This is a genomic window from Oceanicola sp. S124 (assembly GCF_000220565.1).
Classification (GTDB): Bacteria; Pseudomonadota; Alphaproteobacteria; order Rhodobacterales; family Rhodobacteraceae; genus Pseudooceanicola.
In genome coordinates, this window is the sequence record NZ_AFPM01000213.1 from 1 (window position 1) to 24,870 (window position 24,870).

27 protein-coding genes are annotated in these 24,870 nt (G+C 66.7%); 5 read left to right on the plus strand and 22 right to left on the minus strand.

Annotation, left to right across the window (positions count from 1 at the left end):
- From OS124_RS24805 to OS124_RS0114840, 3 genes are all read right to left on the minus strand, one after another.
- A partial coding sequence (locus tag OS124_RS24805) for a 2Fe-2S iron-sulfur cluster-binding protein (RefSeq protein ID WP_010140533.1) occupies window positions 1–396 on the minus strand: 396 nt, incomplete at its 3' end.
- Entirely contained in the window at window positions 393–668 is a 276-nt protein-coding gene (locus OS124_RS0114835) for a sarcosine oxidase subunit delta (protein WP_010140534.1), read from the minus strand. The genes OS124_RS0114835 and OS124_RS24805, both read right to left, overlap by 4 nt.
- Before the next feature lie 7 nt (window positions 669–675).
- Window positions 676–1,926, minus strand: a complete 1,251-nt coding sequence (locus OS124_RS0114840; RefSeq protein ID WP_010140535.1) for a sarcosine oxidase subunit beta family protein — start codon at window positions 1,924–1,926, stop codon at window positions 676–678.
- A gap of 69 nt (window positions 1,927–1,995) precedes the next feature.
- Between OS124_RS0114840 and OS124_RS0114845 the strand changes: the two genes are divergently transcribed.
- Window positions 1,996–2,952 (plus strand): GlxA family transcriptional regulator, encoded by a 957-nt coding sequence (locus OS124_RS0114845; RefSeq protein ID WP_010140536.1) that lies wholly within the window; start codon window positions 1,996–1,998, stop codon window positions 2,950–2,952.
- Window positions 2,953–3,024: 72 nt separating this feature from the next.
- Here OS124_RS0114845 and glnT read toward each other — a convergent pair whose 3' ends face one another.
- The 8 genes from glnT to OS124_RS0114885 all read right to left on the minus strand — a co-directional run bounded on the left by glnT (window position 3,025) and on the right by OS124_RS0114885 (window position 12,426).
- Entirely contained in the window at window positions 3,025–4,341 is a 1,317-nt protein-coding gene (glnT, locus tag OS124_RS0114850; protein ID WP_010140537.1) for a type III glutamate--ammonia ligase, read from the minus strand.
- Window positions 4,342–4,531: 190 nt separating this feature from the next.
- On the minus strand, window positions 4,532–5,854 hold the full coding sequence (locus OS124_RS0114855) for an FMN-binding glutamate synthase family protein (RefSeq protein ID WP_010140538.1): 1,323 nt from the start codon (window positions 5,852–5,854) through the stop codon (window positions 4,532–4,534).
- An 11-nt stretch (window positions 5,855–5,865) separates the two neighbouring features.
- Window positions 5,866–6,549, minus strand: coding sequence for a GXGXG domain-containing protein (locus OS124_RS0114860; protein ID WP_010140539.1), 684 nt, complete (start codon window positions 6,547–6,549; stop codon window positions 5,866–5,868).
- Window positions 6,550–6,551: 2 nt separating this feature from the next.
- Window positions 6,552–7,436 carry a class II glutamine amidotransferase gene (locus tag OS124_RS0114865; RefSeq protein WP_010140540.1) on the minus strand — a complete coding sequence of 295 codons (885 nt, stop codon included), beginning with the start codon at window positions 7,434–7,436 and terminating at the stop codon, window positions 6,552–6,554.
- A 160-nt stretch (window positions 7,437–7,596) separates the two neighbouring features.
- Window positions 7,597–8,241, minus strand: coding sequence for a helix-turn-helix domain-containing protein (locus tag OS124_RS0114870; protein ID WP_010140542.1), 645 nt, complete (start codon window positions 8,239–8,241; stop codon window positions 7,597–7,599).
- Window positions 8,242–8,960: 719 nt separating this feature from the next.
- The gene (gene purU, locus OS124_RS0114875; protein ID WP_010140543.1) at window positions 8,961–9,845 is read right to left on the minus strand and encodes a formyltetrahydrofolate deformylase; all 885 of its coding nucleotides are present in this window, start codon (window positions 9,843–9,845) and stop codon (window positions 8,961–8,963) included.
- Between the two features lie 54 nt (window positions 9,846–9,899).
- The gene (gene folD / locus OS124_RS0114880; RefSeq protein WP_010140544.1) at window positions 9,900–10,802 is read right to left on the minus strand and encodes a bifunctional methylenetetrahydrofolate dehydrogenase/methenyltetrahydrofolate cyclohydrolase FolD; all 903 of its coding nucleotides are present in this window, start codon (window positions 10,800–10,802) and stop codon (window positions 9,900–9,902) included.
- A gap of 472 nt (window positions 10,803–11,274) precedes the next feature.
- The gene (locus OS124_RS0114885) at window positions 11,275–12,426 is read right to left on the minus strand and encodes a CaiB/BaiF CoA transferase family protein (RefSeq protein ID WP_010140545.1); all 1,152 of its coding nucleotides are present in this window, start codon (window positions 12,424–12,426) and stop codon (window positions 11,275–11,277) included.
- A 228-nt stretch (window positions 12,427–12,654) separates the two neighbouring features.
- Here OS124_RS0114885 and OS124_RS28210 point away from each other — a divergent pair, with 228 nt between their 5' ends.
- Window positions 12,655–12,780 (plus strand): hypothetical protein, encoded by a 126-nt coding sequence (locus OS124_RS28210; protein ID WP_272941955.1) that lies wholly within the window; start codon window positions 12,655–12,657, stop codon window positions 12,778–12,780.
- Window positions 12,781–12,985: 205 nt separating this feature from the next.
- Window positions 12,986–13,987 (plus strand): Ldh family oxidoreductase, encoded by a 1,002-nt coding sequence (locus OS124_RS0114895; RefSeq protein ID WP_010140546.1) that lies wholly within the window; start codon window positions 12,986–12,988, stop codon window positions 13,985–13,987.
- Here the strand turns inward: OS124_RS0114895 and OS124_RS0114900 are convergent.
- The 5 genes from OS124_RS0114900 to OS124_RS0114920 all read right to left on the minus strand — a co-directional run bounded on the left by OS124_RS0114900 (window position 13,984) and on the right by OS124_RS0114920 (window position 18,378).
- Window positions 13,984–14,751, minus strand: a complete 768-nt coding sequence (locus tag OS124_RS0114900) for a sulfite exporter TauE/SafE family protein (RefSeq protein ID WP_010140547.1) — start codon at window positions 14,749–14,751, stop codon at window positions 13,984–13,986. The genes OS124_RS0114895 and OS124_RS0114900 overlap by 4 nt on opposite strands.
- 50 nt (window positions 14,752–14,801) lie before the next feature.
- Window positions 14,802–15,863, minus strand: a complete 1,062-nt coding sequence (locus OS124_RS0114905; protein WP_237708123.1) for a 4-oxalomesaconate tautomerase — start codon at window positions 15,861–15,863, stop codon at window positions 14,802–14,804.
- A 123-nt stretch (window positions 15,864–15,986) separates the two neighbouring features.
- Entirely contained in the window at window positions 15,987–16,658 is a 672-nt protein-coding gene (locus tag OS124_RS0114910; protein ID WP_010140549.1) for a 4-carboxy-4-hydroxy-2-oxoadipate aldolase/oxaloacetate decarboxylase, read from the minus strand.
- A 3-nt stretch (window positions 16,659–16,661) separates the two neighbouring features.
- The gene (locus tag OS124_RS0114915) at window positions 16,662–17,636 is read right to left on the minus strand and encodes a VOC family protein (protein WP_010140550.1); all 975 of its coding nucleotides are present in this window, start codon (window positions 17,634–17,636) and stop codon (window positions 16,662–16,664) included.
- 10 nt (window positions 17,637–17,646) lie between these two features.
- Window positions 17,647–18,378: a PIG-L deacetylase family protein gene (locus OS124_RS0114920; RefSeq protein WP_010140552.1), complete on the minus strand. Its 732-nt coding sequence runs from the start codon at window positions 18,376–18,378 to the stop codon at window positions 17,647–17,649.
- Window positions 18,379–18,618: 240 nt separating this feature from the next.
- Between OS124_RS0114920 and OS124_RS24810 the strand changes: the two genes are divergently transcribed.
- The gene (locus tag OS124_RS24810; protein WP_010140553.1) at window positions 18,619–19,791 is read left to right on the plus strand and encodes a LysR family transcriptional regulator; all 1,173 of its coding nucleotides are present in this window, start codon (window positions 18,619–18,621) and stop codon (window positions 19,789–19,791) included.
- 141 nt (window positions 19,792–19,932) lie between these two features.
- Complete coding sequence (locus tag OS124_RS24815; protein WP_168161473.1) at window positions 19,933–20,421, plus strand: MarR family winged helix-turn-helix transcriptional regulator; 489 nt, start codon at window positions 19,933–19,935, stop codon at window positions 20,419–20,421.
- Window positions 20,422–20,564: 143 nt separating this feature from the next.
- Here the strand turns inward: OS124_RS24815 and OS124_RS0114935 are convergent, their stop codons facing one another.
- The 6 genes from OS124_RS0114935 to OS124_RS24820 form a co-directional block, all read right to left on the minus strand.
- On the minus strand, window positions 20,565–21,998 hold the full coding sequence (locus OS124_RS0114935) for an NAD-dependent succinate-semialdehyde dehydrogenase (protein WP_010140555.1): 1,434 nt from the start codon (window positions 21,996–21,998) through the stop codon (window positions 20,565–20,567).
- Window positions 21,999–22,209: 211 nt separating this feature from the next.
- Complete coding sequence (locus OS124_RS0114940; RefSeq protein ID WP_050900894.1) at window positions 22,210–22,584, minus strand: dihydroneopterin aldolase; 375 nt, start codon at window positions 22,582–22,584, stop codon at window positions 22,210–22,212.
- Window positions 22,585–22,587: 3 nt separating this feature from the next.
- Entirely contained in the window at window positions 22,588–22,917 is a 330-nt protein-coding gene (locus OS124_RS0114945; protein ID WP_010140557.1) for a YciI family protein, read from the minus strand.
- On the minus strand, window positions 22,917–23,756 hold the full coding sequence (locus OS124_RS0114950) for a class III extradiol dioxygenase family protein (protein WP_010140558.1): 840 nt from the start codon (window positions 23,754–23,756) through the stop codon (window positions 22,917–22,919). Before OS124_RS0114950 ends, OS124_RS0114945 begins: the two co-directional genes overlap by 1 nt.
- Window positions 23,756–24,094: an extradiol ring-cleavage dioxygenase gene (locus OS124_RS0114955; protein ID WP_010140559.1), complete on the minus strand. Its 339-nt coding sequence runs from the start codon at window positions 24,092–24,094 to the stop codon at window positions 23,756–23,758. Before OS124_RS0114955 ends, OS124_RS0114950 begins: the two co-directional genes overlap by 1 nt.
- Window positions 24,094–24,870 (minus strand): alpha/beta fold hydrolase (locus OS124_RS24820; protein ID WP_202799075.1); only part of this gene is annotated, 777 nt, incomplete at its 5' end. The genes OS124_RS0114955 and OS124_RS24820, both read right to left, overlap by 1 nt.

Sequence of the window (24,870 nt, forward strand, 5' to 3'; positions counted from 1 at the left end):
GCGCGGCCACATGAAGGTCTTGTAGTAGAACCCGGCGGCGAAGAAGGGCGCGGCGAGGTCGTTGACCGACCACAGATCCCAGGCAAGCGGTCCCGCATGGTTCTGGCTGTGCGCCACCAGACCCTCGCGCAGGGGGACGACCGTGGCACGGGTGTTGGGTTCGGCGCCGGCGCCCTCGCCGAGGGTCAGCAGGGCGTTCGGCTCTTCCGAACCGGCGCTGAAGATGCCGCGCGGACGGTGGTACTTGAAGCTGCGCGCCACCAGGCGGATGCCATTGGCCATCAGCGCCGAGGCCAGGGTATCGCCCTGATACCCCTGCAGTTTCTTGCCGTTGAAGGTGAACGAGAGCGGCTGGTTGCGGTCGATCAGCCCGCCCGGAAGTCTGGTCTGGGTCATGCGGCACCGCCGGTTTTCACGTCGCGGGCCATCCGCACGTCAAGGATTTCATGGGTCAGCGTGTCGCGGGTCACCAGCAGCCAGGAGCGGTCTCCGTACTCGTGATACCACAGCTCGCGGTGCGTCCCGGCCGGGTTGTCGCGCAGGTAGACGTAGTCGCAGAAGTCGGCCTCTCCCGAGGCGGGGTCGGGACGGTTCAGCAGCGCGGCATCGCCGAGGTAGGTGAACTCCTGCGCGTCGCGCGGACCGAGGAGCGGGTGCGGAATCAGCATGGGGACCTCAGTGCAGGTTGGGCTGGGCGCCAACGCCCTTTTCGTCGATGACATGGCCGCGGGCGAAGCGGTCGAGGCGGTAGGCGGCGGCGGTCTCATGCGGGCGTCCGGTGGCCAGCAGATGCGCGAAGCAGTAGCCCGAGGCCGGGGTGGCCTTGAAACCGCCGTAGCACCAGCCGCCGTTGAAGAAGAGTCCGTTGATATGGGTGCGGTCGATGATGGGCGAGCCGTCCATCGACATGTCCATGACGCCGCCCCACATACGCAGCAGTCTGGCGCGGCCGATCATCGGCATCAGCGCCATGCCGCCCTCGGCCACGTCCTCGACCACCGGCAGGTTGCCGCGCTGCGCGTAGGAGTTGTAGCCGTCGATGTCGCCGCCGAAGACCAGCCCGCCCTTGTCGGACTGGCTGACGTAGAAATGGCCCGCGCCGAAGGTGATGACGCCGGGGATCACCGGCTTCAGCCCCTCGCTGACGAAGGCCTGCAGCACGTGGCTTTCGATCGGCAGGCGCATGCCCGCCATCTGCATGACCCGCCCCGACGACCCCGCCACGGCGACGCCGACCTTGCCCGCGCCGATGAACCCGCGCGAGGTCTCGACCCCCTTCACCGCGCCGTTCTCGATGCGGAAGCCGGTCACTTCGCAGTTCTGGATGATGTCGACGCCGCGCTGGTCGGCGGCGCGGGCATAGCCCCAGGCGACGCCGTCGTGCCGCGCCGTGCCGGCGCGCCGTTGCAGCAGCCCGCCCTTGATCGGGAAGCGGGCGTTGTCGAAGTTCAGGAAGGGCGCCATGGCGCGCACGCCGTCGCGGTCCAGCAGCTCGGCATCGGCGCCGGCCAGCAGCATGGCGTTGCCACGGCGGCGGAAGGCATCGCGCTGCGCATCCGTATGGCACAGGTTGAGGATGCCGCGCTGGCTGACCATGGCGTTGAAGTTCAGGTCCTGCTCCATGCTCTCCCAGAGCTTCATGGAGAACTCGTAGAAGGGTTCATTGCCTGGCAGCAGGTAGTTCGAGCGGATGATCGTGGTGTTGCGCCCGATGTTGCCGCCGCCCAGCCAGCCCTTCTCCAGCACCGCGATGCGGGCCTGTCCGAAGATGGCGGCAAGATGGTAGGCCGTGGCAAGCCCGTGGCCGCCGCCGCCGACGATGACGATGTCGTAGTGGGCCTGCGGCGCGGGATCGCGCCACAGGGGCGTCCAGCCCCTGTGCCCGGTCAGCGCCTCTTTCACCACCTTGAAGCCGGAAAACCGCATGGTCCCATCCTTTGCCTGTTGCCTTGTGATACCGCGCGGCTTGCGGCATATCTTTCGAATATGGGACATATGGTTTCACAAAAGGGACGCCCTCGCCGGCTCGGTTTCCTGCTGCTGGACGGCTACGGGCTGATGTCGGTTGCCGCCGCGATGGAGCCGTTCCGGGCGGCCAACCTCTTTGCCCCTGCCGGTCCGCTCTACGAGATGCAGACGCTGCACCGCCCCGGGGACGAGGGGCGCTCGTCGCTCGGCGCGGCCTTCCCTTCGGTGCCCTACGCCCAGGCCGCCGGCGCGCTCGACATGCTTTTCGTCGTGGCCGGGGGCGATCCGATGGCGCTGCGCGATCCGGCGCTGTTTGCCTGGCTGGGCCGGCAGGCGCGGGCCGGGGTGGCGCTAGGGGGTATCTCGGGAGGGGCGGTGGTGCTGGCCTCTGCCGGGCTGCTCGAGGGCTACCGCTTCACCGCCCACTGGCACCACGAGGCCGAGATCCGCGCCGCCTGGCCCGCCCTGCTGCTGGAACGGCGCCTGTTCCTGATCGACCGCGATCGCTACACCTGCGCGGGGGGCAGCTCTCCGCTGGACATGATGCATGCCGTCATCGCCCGCGATCACGGCACGCGGTTCGCGCAGCGTATCGCCGATTGGTTCATCCAGACCGAGATCCGCCCCCCCGACGCGCCGCAGCAGGGCTCTCTGGCGGCCCGCTACGGCGACCTGCCCGCCGCCGTCGAGGCCGCCGTGATACTAATGGAAAGCCATATCGCCGACCCGCTGGACCTTGGGCAACTGGCGGATCTGTCCGGCCTTTCGGCGCGCCAGCTGCAACGACAGACCCGCGCGGCGACGGGGCTGTCGGTGATGGCGCTCTACCGCGGGATCCGCCTGGCCACGGCGCGCGAGCTGCTGTCGCGCCCCGGCCTGACGGTGGGAGAGGTCGCGCAGATGACCGGTTTCGCCACCCAGGCCCATTTCGCCGAGGCCTTCGGGAAGGAATACGGGCAGGCGCCGAGCGCCAGTCGGCGCTAGGGAGCAAACAAAAAGGGCCCGGGAAATCCCGGGCCAAGGCGCTGGCCTTGCGGCCAACGGGGAGAGGTTCGTTCAGATATCCAGCGTGTTGTCCTTCTCCCAGCGGGAGAAGTGGGACACGAAGCTGTTCCATTCCTGCTTCTTCATCTTGGTGTAGGAGGTCGAGAACTCGGTGCCGAGCATCTCCATCAGCTCTGCATCGGCCTCGAAGTTGCGGATCGCGTCCAGCAGGTTCAACGGCAGGCGCGGGGCATCGGTGATCGTGTGGCCCTCGGCATACATGTCGATGTCGTGGCGCGGCCCCGGATCGGCCTTGGAGCGGATGCCCGAGAGGCCGGCGGCGATGATCACCGCCTGCAGCAGGTAGGGATTGGCGGCGCCGTCGGGCAGGCGCAGCTCGAAGCGGCCGGGGCCGGGGACGCGCACCATGTGGGTGCGGTTGTTGCCGGTCCAGGTGACGGTGTTCGGCGCCCAGGTGGCGCCCGACATGGTGCGCGGCGCGTTGATGCGCTTGTAGCTGTTCACCGTCGGGTTGGTCAGAGCGGCCAGGGCCTCGGCGTGCTTCATGATGCCGCCCAGGAAGTGGCCGCCGCGTTCGGACAGGCCGACCTCGCCGATCTGGCCGCCCGCGTCTCCGGCGAAGGCATTGGTCTTGCCGTCCAGATCCCAGACCGAGATATGGGCGTGGCAGCCGTTGCCGGTCAGCCCCTCGATGGGCTTGGGCATGAAGGTGGCGCGGAAGCCGTGCTTCTCGGCGACGGACTTGACCATGAACTTGAAGAAGCTGTGGCGGTCGGCGGTGACCAGGGCGTCGTCGAACTCCCAGTTCATCTCGAACTGGCCGTTGGCGTCCTCGTGGTCGTTCTGGTAGGGGCCCCAGCCCAGGTCCAGCATGTAGTCGCAGACCTCGGCGATCACGTCATAGCGGCGCATCACGGCCTGCTGGTCGTAGCAGGGCTTCTCGGCGGTGTCGAAGGGGTCGGAGATCACGTCGCCTTCGGGGGTCAGCAGGAAGAACTCGGCCTCGATGCCGGTCTTGACGCGCAGGCCCTCCTTGGCGGCCTCGTCGACCAGTTTGCGCAGCACGTTGCGCGGAGCCTGGGCGACATCCTCGCCGTCCATGACGCAGTTGGCCGCGACCCAGGCCACCTCGGGGCGCCAGGGCAGCTGGATCACGGTCGAGGGATCCGGCACTGCCAGCATGTCGGGATGGGCGGGGGTCAGGTCAAGCCAGGTGGCGAACCCGGCGAAGCCTGCTCCGTCCTCGACCATGCCGGCGATGGCCTGCGCGGGGACGAGTTTCGCCCGCTGGCCGCCGAAGAGGTCGGTGTAGGAGATCATGAAGTACTTGACGCCCTTCTCTTTCGCGAAGGCTGCGAGATCCGTCATTGCGTGTCCTTTCCCTGTCGTGTCGCGGGGTTCGCCCCCTGTCATTCGTCGGAAGGTGGATTGCATCCACCCTACGGTCGCGGCGGGCGTAGGGTGGGTGAAACCCACCGTGGCCCATCCTGCGACCTATTTTCTGGCCCGTTCCGGAGCCCGTGACCGAGAACGGCGGGGATCTCTCCCCGCCGCCTGTTCAGAAACCGGGTTTGCCCGGCCACCAGTTTGTGCCTGCCAGCGGCACCTGCGCCATGGCTGCGGCCTCCATGGTCAGCGCGCAGAGGTCTTCCGGCTCAAGATTGTGCACATGGCTCTTGCCGCAGGCCCGGGCCAGGGTCTGGCATTCCAGCGTCAGCACGTTGAGGTAGTTGTGCAGGCGCCGGCCGGCGGCGATCGGATCGAGGCGCTTCATCAGCTCGGGATCCTGGGTGGTGATGCCGGCGGGGTCGCGCCCCTCTTGCCAGTCGTCATAGGCCCCGGCGGTGGTGCCCAGCTTGCGGTACTCGTCTTCCCACTTCGGATCGTTGTCGCCAAGCGCCACCAGCGCCGCCGTGCCGATGGACACGGCATCGGCGCCAAGCGCCAGCGCCTTGGCCACATCGGCCCCGGTGCGGATGCCGCCCGAGACGACCAGCTGCACCTCGCGGTGCAGCCCGAGGTCCTGCAGCGCCTGCACGGCGGGGCGGATACAGGCCAGCGTCGGCTGGCCGACATGTTCGATGAAGACATCCTGCGTCGCGGCGGTGCCGCCCTGCATGCCGTCCAGCACGATCACATCCGCGCCCGCCTTGGCGGCCAGCGCCGTGTCGTAATAGGGCCGCGCGCCACCGACCTTGATGTAGATCGGCTTTTCCCAGTTGGTGATCTCGCGCAGCTCGAGGATCTTGATTTCCAGGTCATCCGGGCCGGTCCAGTCCGGGTGACGGCAGGCCGAACGCTGGTCGATGCCGACCGGCAGGTCGCGCATGCCGGCAACCCGCTCGGTGATCTTCTGACCCAGCAGCATGCCGCCGCCGCCGGGCTTGGCGCCCTGGCCGACGACCACTTCGATGGCATCCGCACGGCGCAGGTCATCGGGGTTCATCCCGTAGCGCGAGGGCAGGTACTGGTAGACCAGCTTTTCGCTGTGCCCGCGCTCTTCCTCGGTCATGCCGCCGTCGCCGGTGGTGGTCGAGGTGCCGGCCAGCGTTGCGCCACGGCCAAGCGCCTCTTTCGCCGGGCCCGAGAGAGAGCCGAAGGACATGCCCGCGATGGTCACGGGGATCTTCAGCTCGATCGGCTTTTTGGCGAAGCGGGTGCCGAGGGTGACGGAGGTGTCACATTTCTCGCGGTAGCCCTCAAGCGGGTAGCGCGAGATCGAGGCGCCGAGGAACAGCAGGTCGTCGAAATGCGGCACGCGCCGCTTCGCCCCGCCGCCACGGATGTCGTAGATGCCGGTGGCCGCCGCGCGGCGGATCTCGGCGTTGGTTTCCTTCGAGAAGGTCCAGGACTGGCGCGGTTCGGTGGTAGGAGTGCTCATGGCCGGTCCCCTCAATACGCGTCGGCGTTGTCGATGTTGAAATTGTAGAGCGTGCGGGCAGAGCCGTAGCGCTTGAACTCTTCGGGCTTGGCATCCGCCCCGGCCCTGGCCAGCAGATCGGCGAGGATCTCGATATGCTCGGGGCGCATCTCCTTCTCGACGCAGTCGGCGCCGAGGGATTTGACCGAGCCGCGCACGAAGAGGCGCGCCTCATACAGCGAGTCGCCAAGCGCATCGCCCGCGTCGCCCAGCACCACAAGGTTGCCCTTCTGCGCCATGAAGGCGGACATGTGGCCGATGGAGCCATGCACCACGATGTCGATCCCCTTCATCGAGATCCCGCAACGCGAGGAGGCATTGCCCTTGATCACCAGCAGCCCGCCATGGCCGGTGGCCCCGGCGTACTGGCTGGCATCGCCGTCGATGACCACGGTGCCCGACATCATGTTCTCGGCCACGCCGGGACCGGCGGAGCCTTCGACGTGGATTGTCGCGTCCTTGTTCATCCCGGCGCAGTAGTAGCCGGTCGAACCCTTCACGGTGACATCCAGCGGGCCGTTCAGACCCACGGCCACGGCATGGGAGCCGCGCGGGTTGATGATTTCGAAAGGCTCGTTCGCCTGGGCCTTCGCGGCCGCCTGCAGGGTCGCATTGACCTCGCGCAGTTCGGTCTTGGACATGTCGAGGGTCGGCATGATCAGCGCTCCCAGAAGTAGACGGTGGCGGGTTCCGGTTCCCAGACGCGGGCGGTCTCGATGCCCGGCAGGTCGGCGAAGGCGCGGTACTCGGAGGCGAAGGCGACGTAGTCGTCGGTCTCGGCCATGACGGCGGGCTTGCAGGCGATCGGATCGCGCACGACGCCGAAGCCGTTGCGGGTGCCGGTTACGAAGGTGAAGAAGCCGTCAAGGTCCTTCAGGGTGCCTTCCAGCGCCTCGCCAAGGGTCGCACCTTCCGCGATCCGCGAGCTGATATAGGCCGCGCCCACCTCGGTATCGTTCTCGGTCTTGGTGAAGACGCCCTTCCTGGCCAGCTTGCGGCGCATGTCGTTATGGTTCGACAGGCTGCCATTGTGGACAAGGCACTGGTCCTCGGCGGTCGAGAACGGATGCGCGCCAAGGGTGGTCACGGCGGATTCGGTCGCCATGCGGGTATGGCCGATGCCGTGGCTGCCGCCCATCTCGCGCAGGCCGAAGCGTTCGGCCACGTCCTTGGGCAGGCCGACTTCCTTGAAGATCTCCATCGCCTCGCCGACGCCCATGATGCGCAGGCCCCGGGCCTCGAGCAGCTCGGTCGCGGCGGCCTGCTGTTCGGCAGGCACCAGAAGCACGGCGTGGGTGTCCTTCAGCGTCACCGGGATCGCCGTGCCAAGCGCGCCTTCCAGCGCCTCGGCAAGACCGTCGAAGGCCGCCGGATCATCCGATTGCACGGTGAATTTCAGACCCTCGGCCGCATCCCCATAGATCGCAATCCCGGCAGAGTCGGGGCCGCGGTCGGTCATGGTGATCAGCATATCGGTCAGCATGTCGCCCAGACGGGGGCGCAGCTCATCCTTCTTGAGGAAGAGGCCAACGATGCCACACATGTTCTCTCTCCATTGCCAGGGGGCAACAGCCCCTTTGGCATTTTCCTAGATGGAAAGAGTATTTCCCTTCAAGAAAAGAAATCGCTTCTGGGGAAAATTGGCGATGGCTTTCGGGCTCCGGCCCGGTTGGCGCCGGATTGTGCTGAAATTTCGGGCAGGGTCACTTTTGCTGCGGGTAGGTGATGATCGAAAGATAGCGGATCGGGAAGGCGATCAGCCCCTCTGGGCCGTGCGGCGCATCCGAGTCGAAGAGCAGCGTGTCGCCGGGTTCGAGACGATAGAGCTGGTCTCCGTGGCGGTAGTCCAGCAGGCCCTCGATCATGTAGAGCATCTCGATCCCCTCGTGCTGGAACACCGGGAAGCGGTCGCTGTCGGAGGTCAGCGAGATCAGATAGGGCTCGACCACCACGCCCGAGTTGTTCGATCCGATATGGCCCAGCAGGTTGTACTGATGACCGGCGCGGGTGCCCTCGCGGTCGACCTCGGCGCCCTCGCCGGCCTTGGTGTGGACGCAGCCGCGCGCTTCTTCATAGCCGCTGAATAGCTGGACCAGCGGCACGCGCAGCGCATGGGCCAGGGTCTGGATGGTCGAGAGCGAGGGGGAGATCACCCCGTTCTCGATCTTCGACAGCATGCCGACCGAAAGCCCTGCGGCCTGTGCCAGGTCGGTGCCGGTCATCCGCTGCCGCTTGCGCAGCTCGCGCACCTGGCGGCCGATGGCGGCTTCCAGGTTCTTCTCGCGGTGTTCGCGCAGGGCGTGGGGGTTCTGACGCAGCTTGGCCGGTTTCTCGGGGGTGTCGGTCACGCGGGGTTCTCCGTTGGTGAGGGACAAGAGAGCATGAAGGCGGGCCGGTGAAAAGGTGGGGCTCAGGAGCCTCCAAGCCCAGTTAGTACGGCCTTTTCCTTAGATCCGGTGCGTTTGAACGCCCCATGATACGTTTCCAAAGCCCGAGATTTTCCCTCTGCACCCTAAGTTTAAAGCGAAGCTGGTCCAGGGAATTGTGATGAGCGACATCCTTTTCATGCTTCTCGCACAGGTCTTCCAGCCGATAGGGATCTAGTTGTGATGCCGTCTCCCGGAGGATGCCTTGTGCATCCTGAGCCAGCTGCGACTGCTCTTGCCCCTTCCAGCGCAAGACAGCCAGACAATTTGCGGCGTGCACCCAAGCCCACTCCAAGTATCCGCATTGCCGCGCCAACTTCGCTAGTTCTAGGGACACTTCGGCGGAATTTACGCTGTAGGTTGAGGTTGGATCGCTGCGAAGGGCATCGCGGCTTTTCATCATGAGTACCTTCCACGCCAAGTCAGGACGTGATCGCCTTTTGAAGTGCCCGACGAGGCTTTCGTCAGAACGTACAAGGCGCCAGATCCATATGTGACCGCTCAACCCAGCTCTCCCGTGAATGCGTATTCTGCGTCACCATTTGGAATGTAGTCTAAGTCAAATTGCTGGGGCGCGCATAGCTATCAGAAAAAAGGCCCGCCAACGGCGAGCCCTTCTGATTGGTGGTCGTATCGGTCGATCAGCCCATACGCTCGGAGGCGTAGGAGCCGGGCGAAGCCGGGAAGACCACGGTCTTGTTGCCGTTCAGGAAGACCCGGTGATGGATATGGGCGTGGATCGCCCGCGCCAGCACCTGGCTTTCCACGTCACGGCCCAGCGAGACATAGTCCTCGGGCGACTGGGCATGGGTGACGCGGATGATGTCCTGCTCGATGATCGGGCCTTCGTCGAGATCGGCGGTCACGTAGTGCGAGGTTGCCCCGATCAGCTTCACGCCGCGCTCATAGGCTTGCTTGTAGGGGTTGGCGCCCTTGAAGGAGGGCAGGAACGAGTGGTGGATGTTGATGATCCGCCCGGACATCTTCTGGCACATCTCGTCAGACAGGATCTGCATGTAGCGCGCCAGCACGATCAGCTCGGCGCCGGTGTCGCGCACCACGTCCATGATCGCCGCCTCGGCCTGGGGCTTGTTCTCTTTCGTCACCTTGATGCAGTGGAAGGGGATGTCCTGGTTCACCACCACCTTCTGGTAATCCATGTGGTTGGAGATCACCGCCACCACGTCGATCGGCAGTGCGCCGATGCGGGCGCGGTAGAGCAGGTCGTTCAGGCAGTGCCCGAAGCGGCTGACCATGATGATCACCTTCATCCGCTCGGCGGGGTCGTGGAACTTCCACTCCATGCCCAGGCCCTCGGCAATGGCGGTGAAGCCCTCGCGCAGGGCGTCCAGGGCGACGCCTTCTTCGCTGACGAAGGTCACGCGGCTGAAGAAGCGTCCGGTGATCGTGTCGTCAAACTGCGCCAGGTCCGTGATGTTGCAACCGTTGTCGGCCAGGTAGCCCGAGATCTTGGCAACGATGCCGCGCTGCGTCGCGCAGGTCACGGTGAGGGTAAATTCGCTCATGGGTCGATCCTTGTTGGGGGGTGGGGACCGCCTTGCGGGGCCCCTGTTGTCTGGTCAGGCCGTCAGGCCCTCGGGTTCAGGCAGGCCGGCTGCGCGGCAGCAGGCGGTCAGGGTATTGGCCAGCAGGCAGGCGATGGTCATCGGGCCGACGCCGCCGGGAACGGGAGTGATCGCGCCGGCCACCTCGACGGCGCTGTCGAAGTCCACGTCGCCGACAAGGCGGGTCTTGCCCTCGCCCTTCTCGGGGGCGGGAATGCGGTTGATGCCGACGTCGATCACCGTGGCGCCGGGCTTGACCCAGTCACCGGGGATCATCTGCGGGCGCCCGACGGCCGCGACCAGGATGTCGGCGCCACGGCAGACCGCGGCCAGGTCCTTTGTTCGGCTGTGGGCGATGGTCACCGTGCAGCTGTCGCGCAGCAGCAGCTGCGCCATCGGCTTGCCGACGATGTTCGAGCGCCCGACAACCACGGCATTCAGCCCGGACAGCGAGCCATGGTGATCGCGCAGCATCATCAGGCAGCCAAGCGGGGTGCAGGGCACCAGCGCCTTTTGCCCGGTCGCCAGCAGGCCGACGTTCGAGATGTGGAAGCCGTCAACATCCTTGGCCGGGTCGATGGTGGCCAGCACCTTGGCCTCGTCGATGTGATCGGGCAGGGGAAGCTGCACGAGGATGCCGTGGACGGCGGGATCGGCGTTCAGCTTCTCCACCAGCGCCAGAAGGTCGGCCTCGGGCGTGGTGTCCCCGAGCTTGTGCTCGAAGGAGGTCATGCCCGCCTCGACGGTCTGCTTGCCCTTGTTGCGGACATAGACCTGGCTGGCGGGATCCTCGCCGACCAGGACCACGGCCAGGCCGGGGGTGATGCCGTGATCGGCCTTCAGCCGGGCGACCTGTTCGGCCACGCGGCCCCGTACATCGGCTGCGAAGGCCTTGCCATCAATGATTTTCGCGCTCATCCGTTCAGGCTCCTTGATCGGTCCGCTTGTCCTTGGCCCCCGGAGGGGCACGAGATGGCCCTCGCCGTACCGGAAGTTCTGGAGAAGAAACAGCCATCCGCAGCGCCGAGCGCGACACTTCCGCGCGAAAAGGCGGCGAAATGCGGTCGCGTGTTTCCTTTCGGGAACGCAGGGGTCCGAAAGCGAACAGCCTGTGCGTCGCGGAACGGTCCTGCCGGGGCCGGTTGCAAGATATCCCTCCTCGGGCGCGCGGGGCGCCCTGTCTCCTCCGTCAGAATGTATACACAGGATCGTCGCGGGAGGTCACGCATTTTTCGGCGCGGGCGCGCAGGAGGGCGCAGGAAGGGCTCTCTGAAGCTGAAAAGGCGGGATATCTCCCGCCCTACGCCTGTTTCCGAGCCTGAGCTGGCAAAGAGGTGTAGGGTGGGAGGTATCCCACCTTTACGTCACTCCGGCAGGAAATGTATGCACATCAGTCCAGATCAGGGCGGAAGCCCCAGGCGCCGGCGCCCAGTGCCGGGGCGGCTTTCTCTGTCACCAGTGGCGAGCGCGAGAAGACCAGAGGGCTGCGCAGCCCGGCGATTCCCTCGGGCGCGATCTGCATGCCGCGTGCGGTGATCTGCGGATCGGCCAGCGCCTCGGCCACGGTGTTGATCGGGCCGCCGGGCACGCCTCCGGCCTCCATGGCGGCGATCAGCTCGGTCTTGGGGCGGGCCGAGGTCCTGTCCGAGATCAGCACCGCCAGCCTTTCGCGGTTCTGCACGCGGGCCGGGTTGGTGGCGAAGTCGGGGTCATCGGCCAGCGGCAGGTCGAGGATGCCGCAGAGCGCGCGGAACTGCCGGTCATTGCCGCAGGCGACGATGAAATGGCCGTCCGAGGCGGGGAAGACCTGGTAGGGCACGATCGAGGGATGGGCATTGCCCAGCCGGGTCGGGTTGGTGCCGCCCAGAAGCTGGTTCATCGCCTGGTTGGCCAGCACGCCGACGCCGCTGTCCAGCAGGCTGAGGTCCACCTGCTGGCCGAGGCCCGAGCGCGCCCGCTCGGCCAAAGCCGCCTGCACGCCGATGACGCCGTAGAGCCCGGTGAAGATGTCGATCCAGGCGACGCCGATCTTCTGCGGCTCGCCCGCCGGGTCGCCGGTCAGGTCCATGATGCCGCTCATGCCCTGGATTAGGAAGTCATAGCCCGGCTGGCTGGCGCGCGGGCCGTCCTGGCCGAAGCCGGTGACCGAGGCGTAGATCAGCCGCGGGTTGGCCTCTTTCAGGCTGTCGTAATCCAGTCCGAACTTCTTCAGCCCGCCGACCTTGAAGTTTTCCAGCAGCACGTCGGCCTCGCCGATCAGCGCCTTCAGCTTCTCAAGGTCCCCGGCGTCCGAGAAATCGCAGGTGACAGAGGTCTTGCCCCGGTTGGCGGCGTGGAAATAGGCGGCAACCTCTTCCTCTCCGCCCTGTCCGTCGGGGCGGGTGATGAAGGGAGGGCCCCAGCGTCGGGTGTCGTCGCCCTCGGGGCTTTCGACCTTGATGACCTCGGCGCCCAGGTCCGCCAGGCACTGCCCGATCCAGGGGCCGGCCAGGATCCGCGCCAGTTCCACCACCTTCAGACCCTTCAGCGGAGCCTCTGCCATGTCATTCCCTCATCTCATCTTCCGCCCCTTCCTAACGATACGGGGCCCAGATTTGAAACGAGTTCCTCTCATGGCTTCATGCGCCAGACGCATGAGTGCGGGAAAGATGCGCGGCACGGCGGGGCAGTCTCGATCCCGTCATCGAGCGCGGTGAAAGTCCGCTCAGCAGGGTGAACATGTCTGCGGATCCTCGGGCTTCCGGCGCTCAGCCAGACCTTTGGGTGGGGCATGGTCAGTTTCCAGCCGGTGCTGGTGGTGCGGATCGCGGCGGCCTTCTTCCGGACCATGGCCGCCTATGTCTACCTGGCGGCCCAGGCTGGAACACGGGCCGCCCGGGGCCTGATCGGGCGCTGATGCTGGTCACGGGCCTTGCCTCGGGGCTGTTCCTGCCGATCACCGCCGGCCTCGAGGCCCAGCTGGGCCGGTGAGGGCACGCTGCTGCTCAACCGCCTGTTGCGGCATCGTCCGGCCTGAGCCGGGTGCCGCAAGCGCCGCGCCGCCTTGACCTTCCGGCCCGGCTCTGTCCCTTTGCGGCAAACAGCTCCCTCCCGGATCCGACATGCAGACCAGAACCCTTCCCGTTGCCGAGGCCCGCAGCCTTGTCATCGACACCTTGATCCGCTGCGGCACCGCGCCGCAGAATGCCGCCTCGGTGGCCGAGGCCCTGATCGGCGCCGAGCTGACGGGTCAGTACGGCCACGGGCTGCGCCGGGTGCCTCTCTATGCCGGGCATGTGCTGTCGGGGCGGGTCGACGGCCACGCCGCGCCGCGCGTCAGGAAGACCCGACCGGGCACCCTGCTGGTCGATGCGATGAACGGCTTCGCCTATCCCGCGATGGATCTCGCCCTGGCCGAGCTGCCACAGATGGCGCGCGAGAACGGCATCGCCATGGCCGGCATCGGCGGCTCTCATCACTGCGGGGTCGCCGGCCTGCCGGTCGAGGCCCTGGCCCGGCAGGGCTGTATCGCCATCTTCATGGCCAATGCCCCCGCCGCCATGGCCCCCTGGGGAGGGCGCAGGCCGATCTTCGGCACCGATCCCATCGCCTTCGCCGCGCCGCTCGACGGGGCCGAGCCGGTGGTGGTCGACATCTCGCTGTCGAAGGTCGCCAAGGGCAAGGTCATGGCCGCGGTGCAACGCGGAGAGCCGATCCCCGAAGGCTGGGCGCTGGACGCGGACGGCAATCCGACCACCGATGCCGCCGCGGCGATGAAGGGCACCATGGTCCCGATGGGAGAGGCCAAGGGCACCGCGCTGGCGATCATGGTCGAGATGCTCTGCGCCGGTCTCACGGGGGCGAATTTCGCCTACGAGGCGCCCAGCTTCTTCGCGCTGGAAGGGGATCCGATGAACACCGGCCAGGCGATCCTGGTCATCGATGCCACGGCCATGGCGCCCGGCGCCACGGCCCGCTTCGCCGAGCTGGCCAGCCAGATCGAGGGCATGGAGGGCGCCCGCCTGCCCGGTCGCCGCCGTCAGCAGATTCGCCGCGACCTGCTGACCTCGGGGATCGAGGTCGACGACAGCCTCTACGCCGAGATCGAGGCGCTCGGGCGCTAGATCAGCGCAAGGACCCCGGTCACGACGAGGCGCAGGGCGATCAGCACCAGCAGGATGTCCAGTGCCCGCTTGAAGCCCCGGTCGCTGAAGCGCATCAGCACCTGCTTGCCCAGAAGCGTGCCGATGAAGCCCATGGCGATCATCGCCGCGATGAACAGCGCCCAGGGGCCGAAGGCAAAGCCGAGCACCGCGAAGGTGGCTGTCTTGAGCAGGTGCTGAACGGTCATCAGCACGGCATTGGTGGCGACGTGCTCCTGCCGCGGCAGGGTCAGCGACTTGGTGTAGGCGGCGACGAAGGGCCCGGTGGCGCCGAAGAACATCGTCAGGATGGACGAGATCAGCCCGGTCGGCAGCGCCGCGCGCGACAGCCAGGCGGGCGGTTTGCGGAACACCGACCACAGCACGAAGGCGCCAACCGCGATGCGCACCACGGCGGGCGGCAGCTGGATGGCGACAGAGCCGCCGATGGCGACACCGGCGATGCTGCCCAGCAGGAAGGCCCCGACCGGCTTCCAGTGCACCCGCCCCAGAAGCACCACGGCCCGGAAGAAGTTCGACCCCAGCTGGATCACCCCGTGCACAGGGATCAGCGCCGCGGCGGGCATGAAGCTGGCCATGACCGCCAGCAGCAGGATCCCCCCGCCCAGGCCAAGGCTGGCGGTGATGAAGCTGCCCAGCAGGCTCATCGCCAGCAGCAGCGCGGCGGCGCCGGGGGCGAGCCCGTTCAGGGCCCCGTTCTGGAGGAAGTCGAGAAATGCGTCCATGCGGTCTTATGCGCCGGGGCCGGCCGGGGCGCAATTCGGCGGGGTGCAATTCACGGAAACACCCGGCCGTCAAAGAGCTTGCGGGCGGTGCGCAGGGTGCCGGCCCCGGTGATCTCGCCCGCCTCGGTCTCGATCAGCACCTCGGCGGCGCCGCTCGGATGCTCGATGGCAAAGCGCCCGTCCCCGGGCAGCACCGCCAGCCTTGCAGCCGGAGAGCCCTCGACAAGGCTGGCCGAAGCCACGGTGACGGCAGCAAAGACCCCGATCGAGGCATGGCAGCGATGCGGGATGAAACTGCGGGTGTTGATCGCGCCCCCGGCGGCGGGGGCCGAGACCAGCGTCATCTTCGGCACGGACTTTTCGGTGACATCGCCAAGGTTCATCAGCGGCCCGGCCTGCAGCCGGATTGCCTCGATCCGCGCCTTCAGGGCGTCATTGCCCTCCAGCTCCTCCCGGCTCTCGGTGCCCGAGATGCCAAGGTCCGACGCCGCCATGATCACGCAGGGCATGCCGTTGTCGATCAGGGTGCACGCCACCCCGTCGATCATATCCATACCCCGTCCGGTCGGCAGCATCACGCCCCCGCCGGTCATCGACCCGGCAATCCCGGTGAACATCAGCGGGATCGGCGCATGGGTGCCGGGCACGCCATCAATCGCGGCCTCGCCGCGAAAGCTCACCTTGCCGCCGGGTGTCTGCACCTTGGCCACCGCCACCTCGCCGGTGTTCAGCATATGGATACGCACGGGCGTTTCCTGACCCGCCACCGCCACCAGGCCGCGCTCGATCGCCGCCGGGCCGACGCCCGCCAGGATATTACCGCAGCCCTGGGCATCGGTGACGAGGGGTTGATCCACGAAGACCTGCAGGAACAGGTAATCCACATCCGCATCCTCGCGCGACGAGGGTGACAGCACTGCCACCTTCGAGCACAGCGGATCGCCTCCGCCGATCCCGTCGATCTGGCGCGGATCGGGCGAGCCCATGACCCGCAGCAGCAGCGCATCCCGCGCGGCCGCATCATCGGGCAGGTCCGAGGCCAGGAAATAGGCCCCCTTCGACGTCCCGCCCCGCATCCACAGGCAGGGAATACCGTCCTCGGCAAAACTCACGGGCCTTCCTCCTATCCGACGGCTGAAAATACTGCGGGGGTGAATTGAGCCGAAGGCTCAAGAGGGGGCAGCGCCCCCTCCCCCCGTCTACGTGTCGCCTTCCGACAGGAAGGCGATCCCCGGTCAGATATACTTCAGACCCTTGGCCTCAAGCCGGGGCCGCATGTCGTAGATATCCAGGCCCAGCTCACCGGCGGCCAGGCGCAGCCGCTTGGCTTCCTCGGCCTCCAGCCGCTTGCGCGTCGCGGCCAGCACGGTCTCGGCATCCTCGCGGCGCACCACACAGACGCCGTCATCATCGGCCACCACGATGTCGCCCGCGCGGATGGTCTGACCGGCACAGACGATGTCGACGTTCACCGACCCCAGCGTCTCCTTGACCGTGCCCTGCGAGGACACGGCCTTGGACCAGACCGGAAAATTCATCTCGCGCAGGTCGGCGGTGTCGCGCACGCCCGCGTCGATGATCAGCCCCCGGCAGCCCCGCGCCTGGGCAGAGGTCGCCAGCAGGTCGCCGAAATAGCCGTTGTCGCAGGGCGAGGTGGGCGCCAGCACCAGCAGGTCGCCCTCCTTGAGCTGCTCGATCGCCACGTGCAGCATCCAGTTGTCACCGGGAGGGGCCGAGATCGTCACGGCGGAGCCCGCGACCTTCACGCCCTGCTGGATCGGACGCATGTAGGCGGCAAGACAGCCGGTGCGCCCGGCGGCCTCATGCACGGTGGCCACGCCCGCGGCCCCCAGCTCGTCGATGATCGCCTGGTCGGCGCGTGCAATGTTCTGAACGACGACACCCATGGGTCAGTCCTCTTTCTTGACCGGCGGAGTGCCGTGCGTGTGGAAGGTTTCGATGGTCTTCAGGCCCCAGGCCTGGCCCTTCTTGCGGTCGGTCTCGGTCCAGACCACGGGCTCCCAGCTGGGATCGAGGATCAGCCGCGCGCCGGCGTTGGCCAGCTCGATGCGGTTGCCCGCAGGCTCCCAGGCGTAAAGGAAGAACGACCCCTGGATCGCGTGCTTGTGCGGCCCGGTCTCGATATGCACGCCGTTTTCCAGGTAGATGTCGGCGGCGCGCAGGATGTCTTCGCGGGTATCGGTGGCGAAGGTGACATGGTGCAGACGGCCATTGCCGCCGCCCCGCTCTTCGGAACACACCAGATCATAGGTCTTGTTGTTGCACGAGAACCAGCAGCCGCCCATGCGCCCGTTGTCCAGCTGGATGTACTCGGTCACGCGCGAGCCAAGGCAGGTATCCACCCAGGCCTTGAAGGCCTGCACGTCCTCGCCCAGCAGGTTCACGTGGTCGATGCGGCGCGGGCTGATGCCGGTGTGGTGGTAGCGCGACGACAGGTTCTTCAGCGCCGAGGCATCCTCGGGCGGGGCCTGGTATTTCACCGTGTCCCAGTACAGCTCGAAGACATGGCCGAAGGGATCCTCGAAGCGATAGGCGCGGCCGTGCGACAGGTCGCCGTCAACCCAGCCGTGCTTGATGTAATCGCTGGCCTCGATGGCCGCCACCCGCCGCTCGAGCGCTTCCGGAGAGGCGACCCGGTAGCCCACGTGGGCGATACCGGTGGTATCGGACTTCGTCAGCTTGAGCGAGCAGAACTCGTAGTCCTCCCAGGCGCGCAGGTAGGCGCTGTCGCCCTCCAGCGCCGAGAGCTTCAGCCCGAAGACGCGGGTGAAGAAGTCTAGGCTTTCCTCGAACTTGTCGGTCAGCACCTCGACATGGCCCAGGTGGGCCAGGTCGGGCTGCGGCATGGTGGGAACCTGGGTCATCGGGTCTTCCTCACAGCTCGTCGACGGTACGCGGGAAGATCGACTGGAAGCCTTCCGCATACTGGCAATCGCGCCCGCCGGACATGCCGCCCGAGTTGCGCTTGAAGTGGTTGGCGCGCTGCTGCGCCACGCGAGTATAATAGTCCCACAGGTGCACCTGGCCGTTCATGCATTCCATGGCGGCGCGCTTCTTGTCCCAGACCGGCGTGATGTCCAGGAAGGTGTCCGGCTTCCAGCCCATCTGTTCGGTCTGATGCGGCTCGAAGAGATAGAGCTGCGGCGCACCCAGCACCTTCTCGCCCGGGTTGTGGCCCCAGGCCTGGGCGATCATCCGGCATTCCAGGGCGATCTGGGTCATGTACATGTGGTCGGTGTTGTAGGGGTCGTACTGGCTGTGGCTCAGCATGAACTTCGGCTGCACCTTGCGGATCAGGTCGACGAGGGCGTACTTGTCCTCTTTCTCCATGTGCAGCGGGTAGTCCCCCAGGTCGAAGCATTCCAGATGCGCGGCGCCCAGCACCTCGGCGGCGGCCTCGGCCTCGGCGCGGCGGATCGCCTTCACCTCGTCCAGGCTCTTGCCCTCCTTCCACAGGCGGGCGCTTTCACCGCGCTCGCCGAAGGACAGGCAGGCCACGGTCACGTCGTAGCCCTTCTCGGCATGCAGCGCGATGGCGCCGCCACAGCGCCAGACGAAGTCCGCCGCATGGGCAGAGATCACGAGAACGGTGGGCTTGTCGGACATTTGGGTCTCTCCTCCGGGGCGCCGCAGCAGGGCGGCATGACTGTCGTGCCCACCATCCCGCACGGGGTTGCAAAAGCCAAATTCTAAGGCGGTGACAGATCATAAGTTCATGCTATAGCCTGTGCGGAACGGCGGAAATTGACATGTTGAGGATTCATGTTTTTCGGACGCTGTTCAGTGGTAATGCGGGATCCTGCGGGGGACCTCGAGGACGTCGTGTGGGCGACGGGAGGAACGGCGATGAAATGGAACCTGCGCCACCTGAGAGTCTTCCTTGCGGTGACCCGGCACAGCTCTGTCTCGCGGGCCGCGGCAGAGTGCAACCTGTCCCAGCCGGCGGTCACCCAGGCCATGGCCAAGCTTGAGCGCGAACTGGGTCAGCCGCTGTTCCACCATCAGGCCCAGGGGCTCTTCGCCACCCCCGCCGGAAAGCTGCTGGCTCTGCGGGTGAAACGGGCGCTGGAACGGATCGACGAGGCCGCCGCACCGATTTCCCCCCGCCTCAGCCAGACCGCCACGCGGGCCCAGCTCGAGGCGCTGATCGCCCTGCGCGAGCGCGAGAACTTCACCCTGGCCGCGCGGCATCTCGGCCTGGCGCAGCCCACCGTCCACCGGGCCGTCGCCGCGCTGGAGTCCGAGGCCCGTCGGCCGTTGTTCGAGCGCAGCGCCATGGGGCTGCGCAGCAGCCGGGCCGCCCGCGCCCTGGCCGACGCGGCCCGCCTGGCCTTCGCCGAACTGGACCAGGCCGTGATGGAATTGGCCGAACTGGAAGGGCGCGAGGCCGGAGAGATCGTCATTGGCGCCCTGCCCCTGTCGCGCAGCTCGATCCTGGCACGGGCGATCATCGCCTTCCGCCGCGACCGGCCCCGTATCGCGATCCGCATTGCCGAGGGGCGCTACGATGACTTGCTGACGGGGCTGCGGCGAGGGGATATCGACTTTCTCCTGGGGGCCCTGCGGGATCCGGTGCCGATCGGCGACGTGGTGCAGGAAGCGCTGTTCGAAGACGACGTGATTCTGGTCGCCGGTCCGCAGAACCCGATTCTGTCGCGCGCCGACCTGACGCTTGACGATCTTGCGGCGTTGCCCTGGGTCGTCGCCCGTCGCGCCACCCCCACCCGACAGATCTTCGACCAGCTTTTCGCCGGTCGCGCGGCGCCCGACAGCGTGGTCGAGACCGGCTCTCTGGTGCTGATGCGGCAACTTCTGAGAGAGTCCGATCACATTGGCATTGTGTCAGGGTTGCAAGTCGCCTCTGAAATCGACCTGGGGTTGCTTTGCGCCCTGCCTCTTCAGCCAAAGGATGGGCGCCGGATGATCGGATTGACCTCGCGCAGCGGCTGGATTCCGGCCGGTGCGCAGCGCGCCCTTATCTCGGAAATATCGCGGGCGGTACGACAAAGGTCTTATTAGCTTTGTGCAAAAGTGCAATTGATAATTGATCTTGATCATTGTCTAGTTACTGAAATTCCCAAACACGTTGCCTGCGGTTTTTCGGCGTAATTCCATGAAACGGCCCATATCGGGCCCGAGATAATGAGTGTGGTTGAAACAGTGAATGAGCGTGCTGAATTCGAGCTGGAAACATCCAGCGTAGCCCAGAAGTACATGTTGCTCGACGTGCTGATCCACCTGCTGCGTCGCGCGCATTTCAATTGCGAGAGCCATTTCCCCGAGATCTTCTCGGGGTACGATATAACCTCTCGGCAACTCGCCCTGCTGCTGGTGATCGGGCGGCAGCCCAATTCCTCGCAGAAGGCGATTGGCGAAATGGTGGCGCTGGACGTCAATACCGTCAGCGACACCCTGCGGCGGATGGAGCGCAAAGGCCTTGTCCGACGTGAGGCCTCGCTGACCGATGCGCGCTCCATCTGCGTCTCTCTGACCCGCAAGGGCTTCCTGCTGCTGGAAAGCGCCGACGAGGATTTCCACCGGCTGGAACGCCGGGTTGCCTCGCAGCTGACCGGTGACGAGGAAGAGCAGCTGAAGTACCTGCTGCGCAAGATGATGAACATCCGGCTGGATCTCGGCCGCGCAGCCTGAGCCGGCGCGGGCGGGGATCGCTGCCCGTGCCTGGCCTGCGGGCGGAATGACGGGGTCGGGGACACCCCGTCATTCCGCGACGCCCTTGGCCGTTTCGGGCAGGCCCTTCCGTCGGCGTAGGGTGGGAGATATCCCACCCCGTTTCACCCCAGACGGGTGACCAGCCGCGTTTCCAGGTAGCTCTCGATGGCTTCCGAGCCGCCTTCGGTCCCCATGCCGCTGTCCCCGATCCCGCCGAAGGGCAGTTCGGGCATCGACAGGCCCAGGTGGTTGATCGTCAGCATGCCGGCGCGGACCTCTTCCTGCAGCCGCTGCGCCCGGCGCGACGAGGTCGTCCAGGCGTAGGAGGCCAGGCCGAAGGGCAGGCGGTTGGCTTCGGCAAAGATCTCGTCCTCGGTCTCGTAGCGGTTGACGATGGCCAGCGGGCCGAAGGGCTCGTCGTTCATCATCAGCGCATCGGTGGGCACATCGGTGATCACCGTCGGCTCGAAGAAGTTGCCCGCGTTGCCGATCCGCTTGCCGCCGGCCTTCAGCTTGGCGCCCTTTGCCACGGCATCTTCGATCATTGCGGTGAGCGCCGGGATGCGCCGGTCATTGGCCAGAGGGCCCATCTGGGTGCCCGCCTCGGTCGGATCGCCGACCTTCAGCTTGGAATAGACCTCGGTGAAGCCTTCGGTGAAGGCATCGGCGACGCCCTCCTGCACCAGGAAGCGGGTCGGAGAGACACAGACCTGCCCGGCATTGCGCTGCTTGGCGCCCAGCATGCCCTCGATGGCGGCCTCGACATCGGCGTCATCGAAGATCAGCACCGGCGCGTGGCCGCCCAGTTCCATCGTGGCGCGCTTCATGTGCTGCCCGGCCAGACCCATCAGCATCTTGCCGACCGGCGTCGAGCCGGTGAACGAGATCTTCTTGATCACCGGATGCGGGATCAGGTAGCCGGAAATCTCGGCCGGATCGCCGTAGACGAGGTTCAGCACGCCGGCGGGCACGCCGGCCTCGACGAAGGCGCGGATCAGCTCGGCGGGCGAGGCGGGGGTTTCCTCGGGTGCCTTGACGATGATCGTGCATCCGGTGGCCAGCGCCGCCGAGACCTTGCGCACCACCTGGTTGATCGGGAAGTTCCACGGCGTGAAGGCGGCAACGGGGCCGACGGCCTCTTTCACCGTGATCTGGGTGACGCCGGGACGGCGCGCGGGGATCACCTGGCCATAGGCGCGGCGGGCTTCCTCGGCGAACCAGTCGATGGTGTCGCAGGCGCCCAGCACTTCCACCTTGGCCTCGGCCAGCGGCTTGCCCTGTTCAGCGGTCATGATCGCCGCGACCGTGTCGGCGCGCGCGCGCAGGATGTCGGCGGCCTTGCGCATGATCTTCGAACGCTCGAAGGCGCCGAAGCGCTTCCAGTCCTGGAAGGTGCGGTCGACGGCAGCCAGCGCGCGGTCGAGATCCTCGGTGCCGGCATGGGCCACGCGGCCGATTTCCTGCCCGGTCGCCGGGTTCACCACCGGCAGGGTGCGCCCCGAAGCGGCCTTGCACCATTCGCCGTCGATCAGAAGAAGCGTGTCGGGATAGCTCATGGCCCGGTCCTTTCCTATGCGCGCCGTTTCGGCCAATCTGTCAAATATTTTGAGCGCATATGCAAGCCGCAGGCGCCCGCAAAATCGCGACGCTTGTGTAACAGACTTTGATGATAGGGAAATTCAGCGGAAGCGGGCGTGGTTCGCGGCGCGAAAATTGGGCAAATACTGAGCGGATAAGCCCCTGATGCGCAAGAGGTTGGCGCAAACATCAGCTGCGGGAGAGGGTGACCTCGGTGCCTGCGATGCCCTGTTCCAGGGCGTCGGGCTTGCGCAGGCGGACCCGGGCGCTGTGCACCAGCGCGCTGCCCATCAGGCGGGCGGCAAGGCGCTGCGCGAAGATCTCGACCAGCCCGGTCTGGCGCGCGGCCAGCTCCTGCGCGATCTCGGCGATGGCACGGTAGTCCAGCGCCTGCGAGAGGTCGTCAGAGCGGGGCGAGGTGACGTCCAGCTCGACGTCGAGGATCAGCGGCTGCGTCTGGCCCTGCTCATGGCCCAGCACGCCGATCAGGGCCTGCACCTCCAGCCCCTCGACGAAGACGCGGGTGCGCAGCGAGAGGCCGGCGGCGGGCAACCCGTCAGGCATCCTTCAGCTGCCGCCCGGGGCTGGGGTCATCGGATCGCTGATCCGGTGCGCCTGGAAGCTGTCGGGCAGGGGGGTCATCTCGATCTCGGCCACCAGCCCTTCGCGGTTGAGCGGATCGCCCTCGGCAAAGGCGCGGGCCTCGGCCAGGCTTGCCGCTTCCAGCACGCCGAAGTTGCCGATGCCGCCCGACTCCCCAAGGATGGCCGAGCCGATCAGCACCCGGGCCAGCCCCTCGCCGCCCGATTGCACCCAGGCGCGATGCGCGGGACGGTGTTCGTCCCGCTTCGCGTCCACCCCGGGGTGATGCAGGCAGCGCATCAGGAAATAGGCCATCAGGCGTTCTCCAGAACGACCATGCCGGCGCCGGTCATCGAGGCCGGGGCATAGTAGTGACGATGCTTCAGCTCGACCTGCGGATTCATCGCGGCGCGCATGACCAGCCACATGATCAGCTCTGCCCCTTCCGAGCCGAACTGCTCGACGTAATCCTCGCGGGACATGTCGCGGTACTTCTCGAAGTCATTGGCGATGCCGTCCAGCCAGGCCTCGTCCGCCTCGCGGTTGAGGAAGCCGGCGCGGCTGCCCTGCAGCTGGTGCGACAACCCACCGGTGCCCATGATCACGACGCGCTCGTCGGTGGGGAAGCTTTCGATGGCTTCGCGCAGCACCTTGCCCATTTCCCAGCAGCGCTGCGGGGTGGGGATGGGGTACTGGATCGTGTTGACCCAGATCGGCACGACCTTGACGGGCCAGTTCTCGGGGCGGCCGAAGAACAGCTCCATCGGCACCTGCAGCCCGTGGTCCACTTCGATCTCACGGCAGACCATCGGGTCGAAATGGCGTTCCACCAGCTTGTCGACGAAGTGCCAGGACAGATCCGTCGCGCCCTGGAAGTCGGGCACGGCGCGGGGGCCCCAGCCTTCATCGACGGGCTTGTAGCTTTCGGCCACGCCGACGGCGAAGGTCGGCACGCGGTCGAGGAAGAAGGTATTTCCGTGGTCGTTGAAGACCACCACGGCGATATCGGGCTTCTGGTCTGCCATCCACTGCTTGCCGGGGATGTAGCCGTCGAAGAAGGGCTTCCAGTCGGGGGTCTCGGTCAGACCCTTGTCGATGGCGATGCCGATGGAGGGTACGTGGCTGGTGCCCACGCCGCCGATGATCTTGGCCATTACACTTTCCCCAGACGTTGTTTCAGGAAATCGCCGTGCTCCATCTGCGCCTGCGCGGCGCCGATCTCGGTCATCACGGCGGGGTCGATGGCGGCGATCTTCAGGATGAAGAAGAGGTTGCCGCCAAGCGCCACCATGCCGTGCCAGTCGCGCGCCTTCACGGCGGCCTTTTCCTCGTCGCTCAGCCCGTAGCTGGCTAGGAAGGCGTCCTCGTCGGCCTTGAAGGCTTCGCGGTTCTCGGGGCGGCCAAGGGACATGGCCATCTTGTTCAGCTTGTAGCCGCGGATCGAGCCCTGGCGGTCGAACAGCGGCGTTTCGGGAATGGCGGGGCCGGTCATCAGGTGGTCTCCTGTCCTGCGGTGACATGCGCGTCGAGCCAGGGGGAGATGACCTGCATCATCTCCTCGGGGCGTTCGACGGGCAGGAAGTGGCCCGCGTCGTCGATGACGTGAACCTCGGCATGCGGCAGAAGGGCCGCGATTTCATGGTGTTGCTGCGCGGGCGACCAGCCGTCCCCGGCGCCGGTGATCAGCAGGACGGGGCAGGTGACGTCGGGCAGGTGCAGCTTGGCGTCGGGGCGGTGCAGCAGGGCGACGATCTGGCGCTCGTGCACCTCGGGGCCCATCTTCAGCACCATTTCGGTCAGGTCGCCCATCAGGGCGATATCGCCGGTGCGCGCCGGGTCCAGCATCGGTGGCAGCCATTCCGCGGCCAGGCGCTGCATGTCCTCATGGGCGAGGGTGATCTTGGCGAGGCGCTTGGGCTCTTCGCCCTCCTTGCGGCTGTCGTGGCCGGTGTTGGCCAGGATCATGCCGCGGATCCGTTCGGGGGCCTGGCGGGCCATTTCCATGGCGACGCGGCCACCCATCGAGTGACCGGCAAGGACCAGTGGGCCGGGGTGCCGGTCCAGCAGGCGGGCGGCCATCGCCTCGATACGGTCGTCCCGGCTGACATCGGCATGGGCAAGGGCAGCGGCGAGGCCAGCGCCAGGGCGCGCCAGACGCGGGCGTCGGAAACCAGTCCGGGGATCAGAAGCAATGTCGTCACTTGGGCCCTCCCCTGCCTGTGGCGCGATACATTGACGCCCGAGATAGCCCGAAATGGGCCGTTGGAC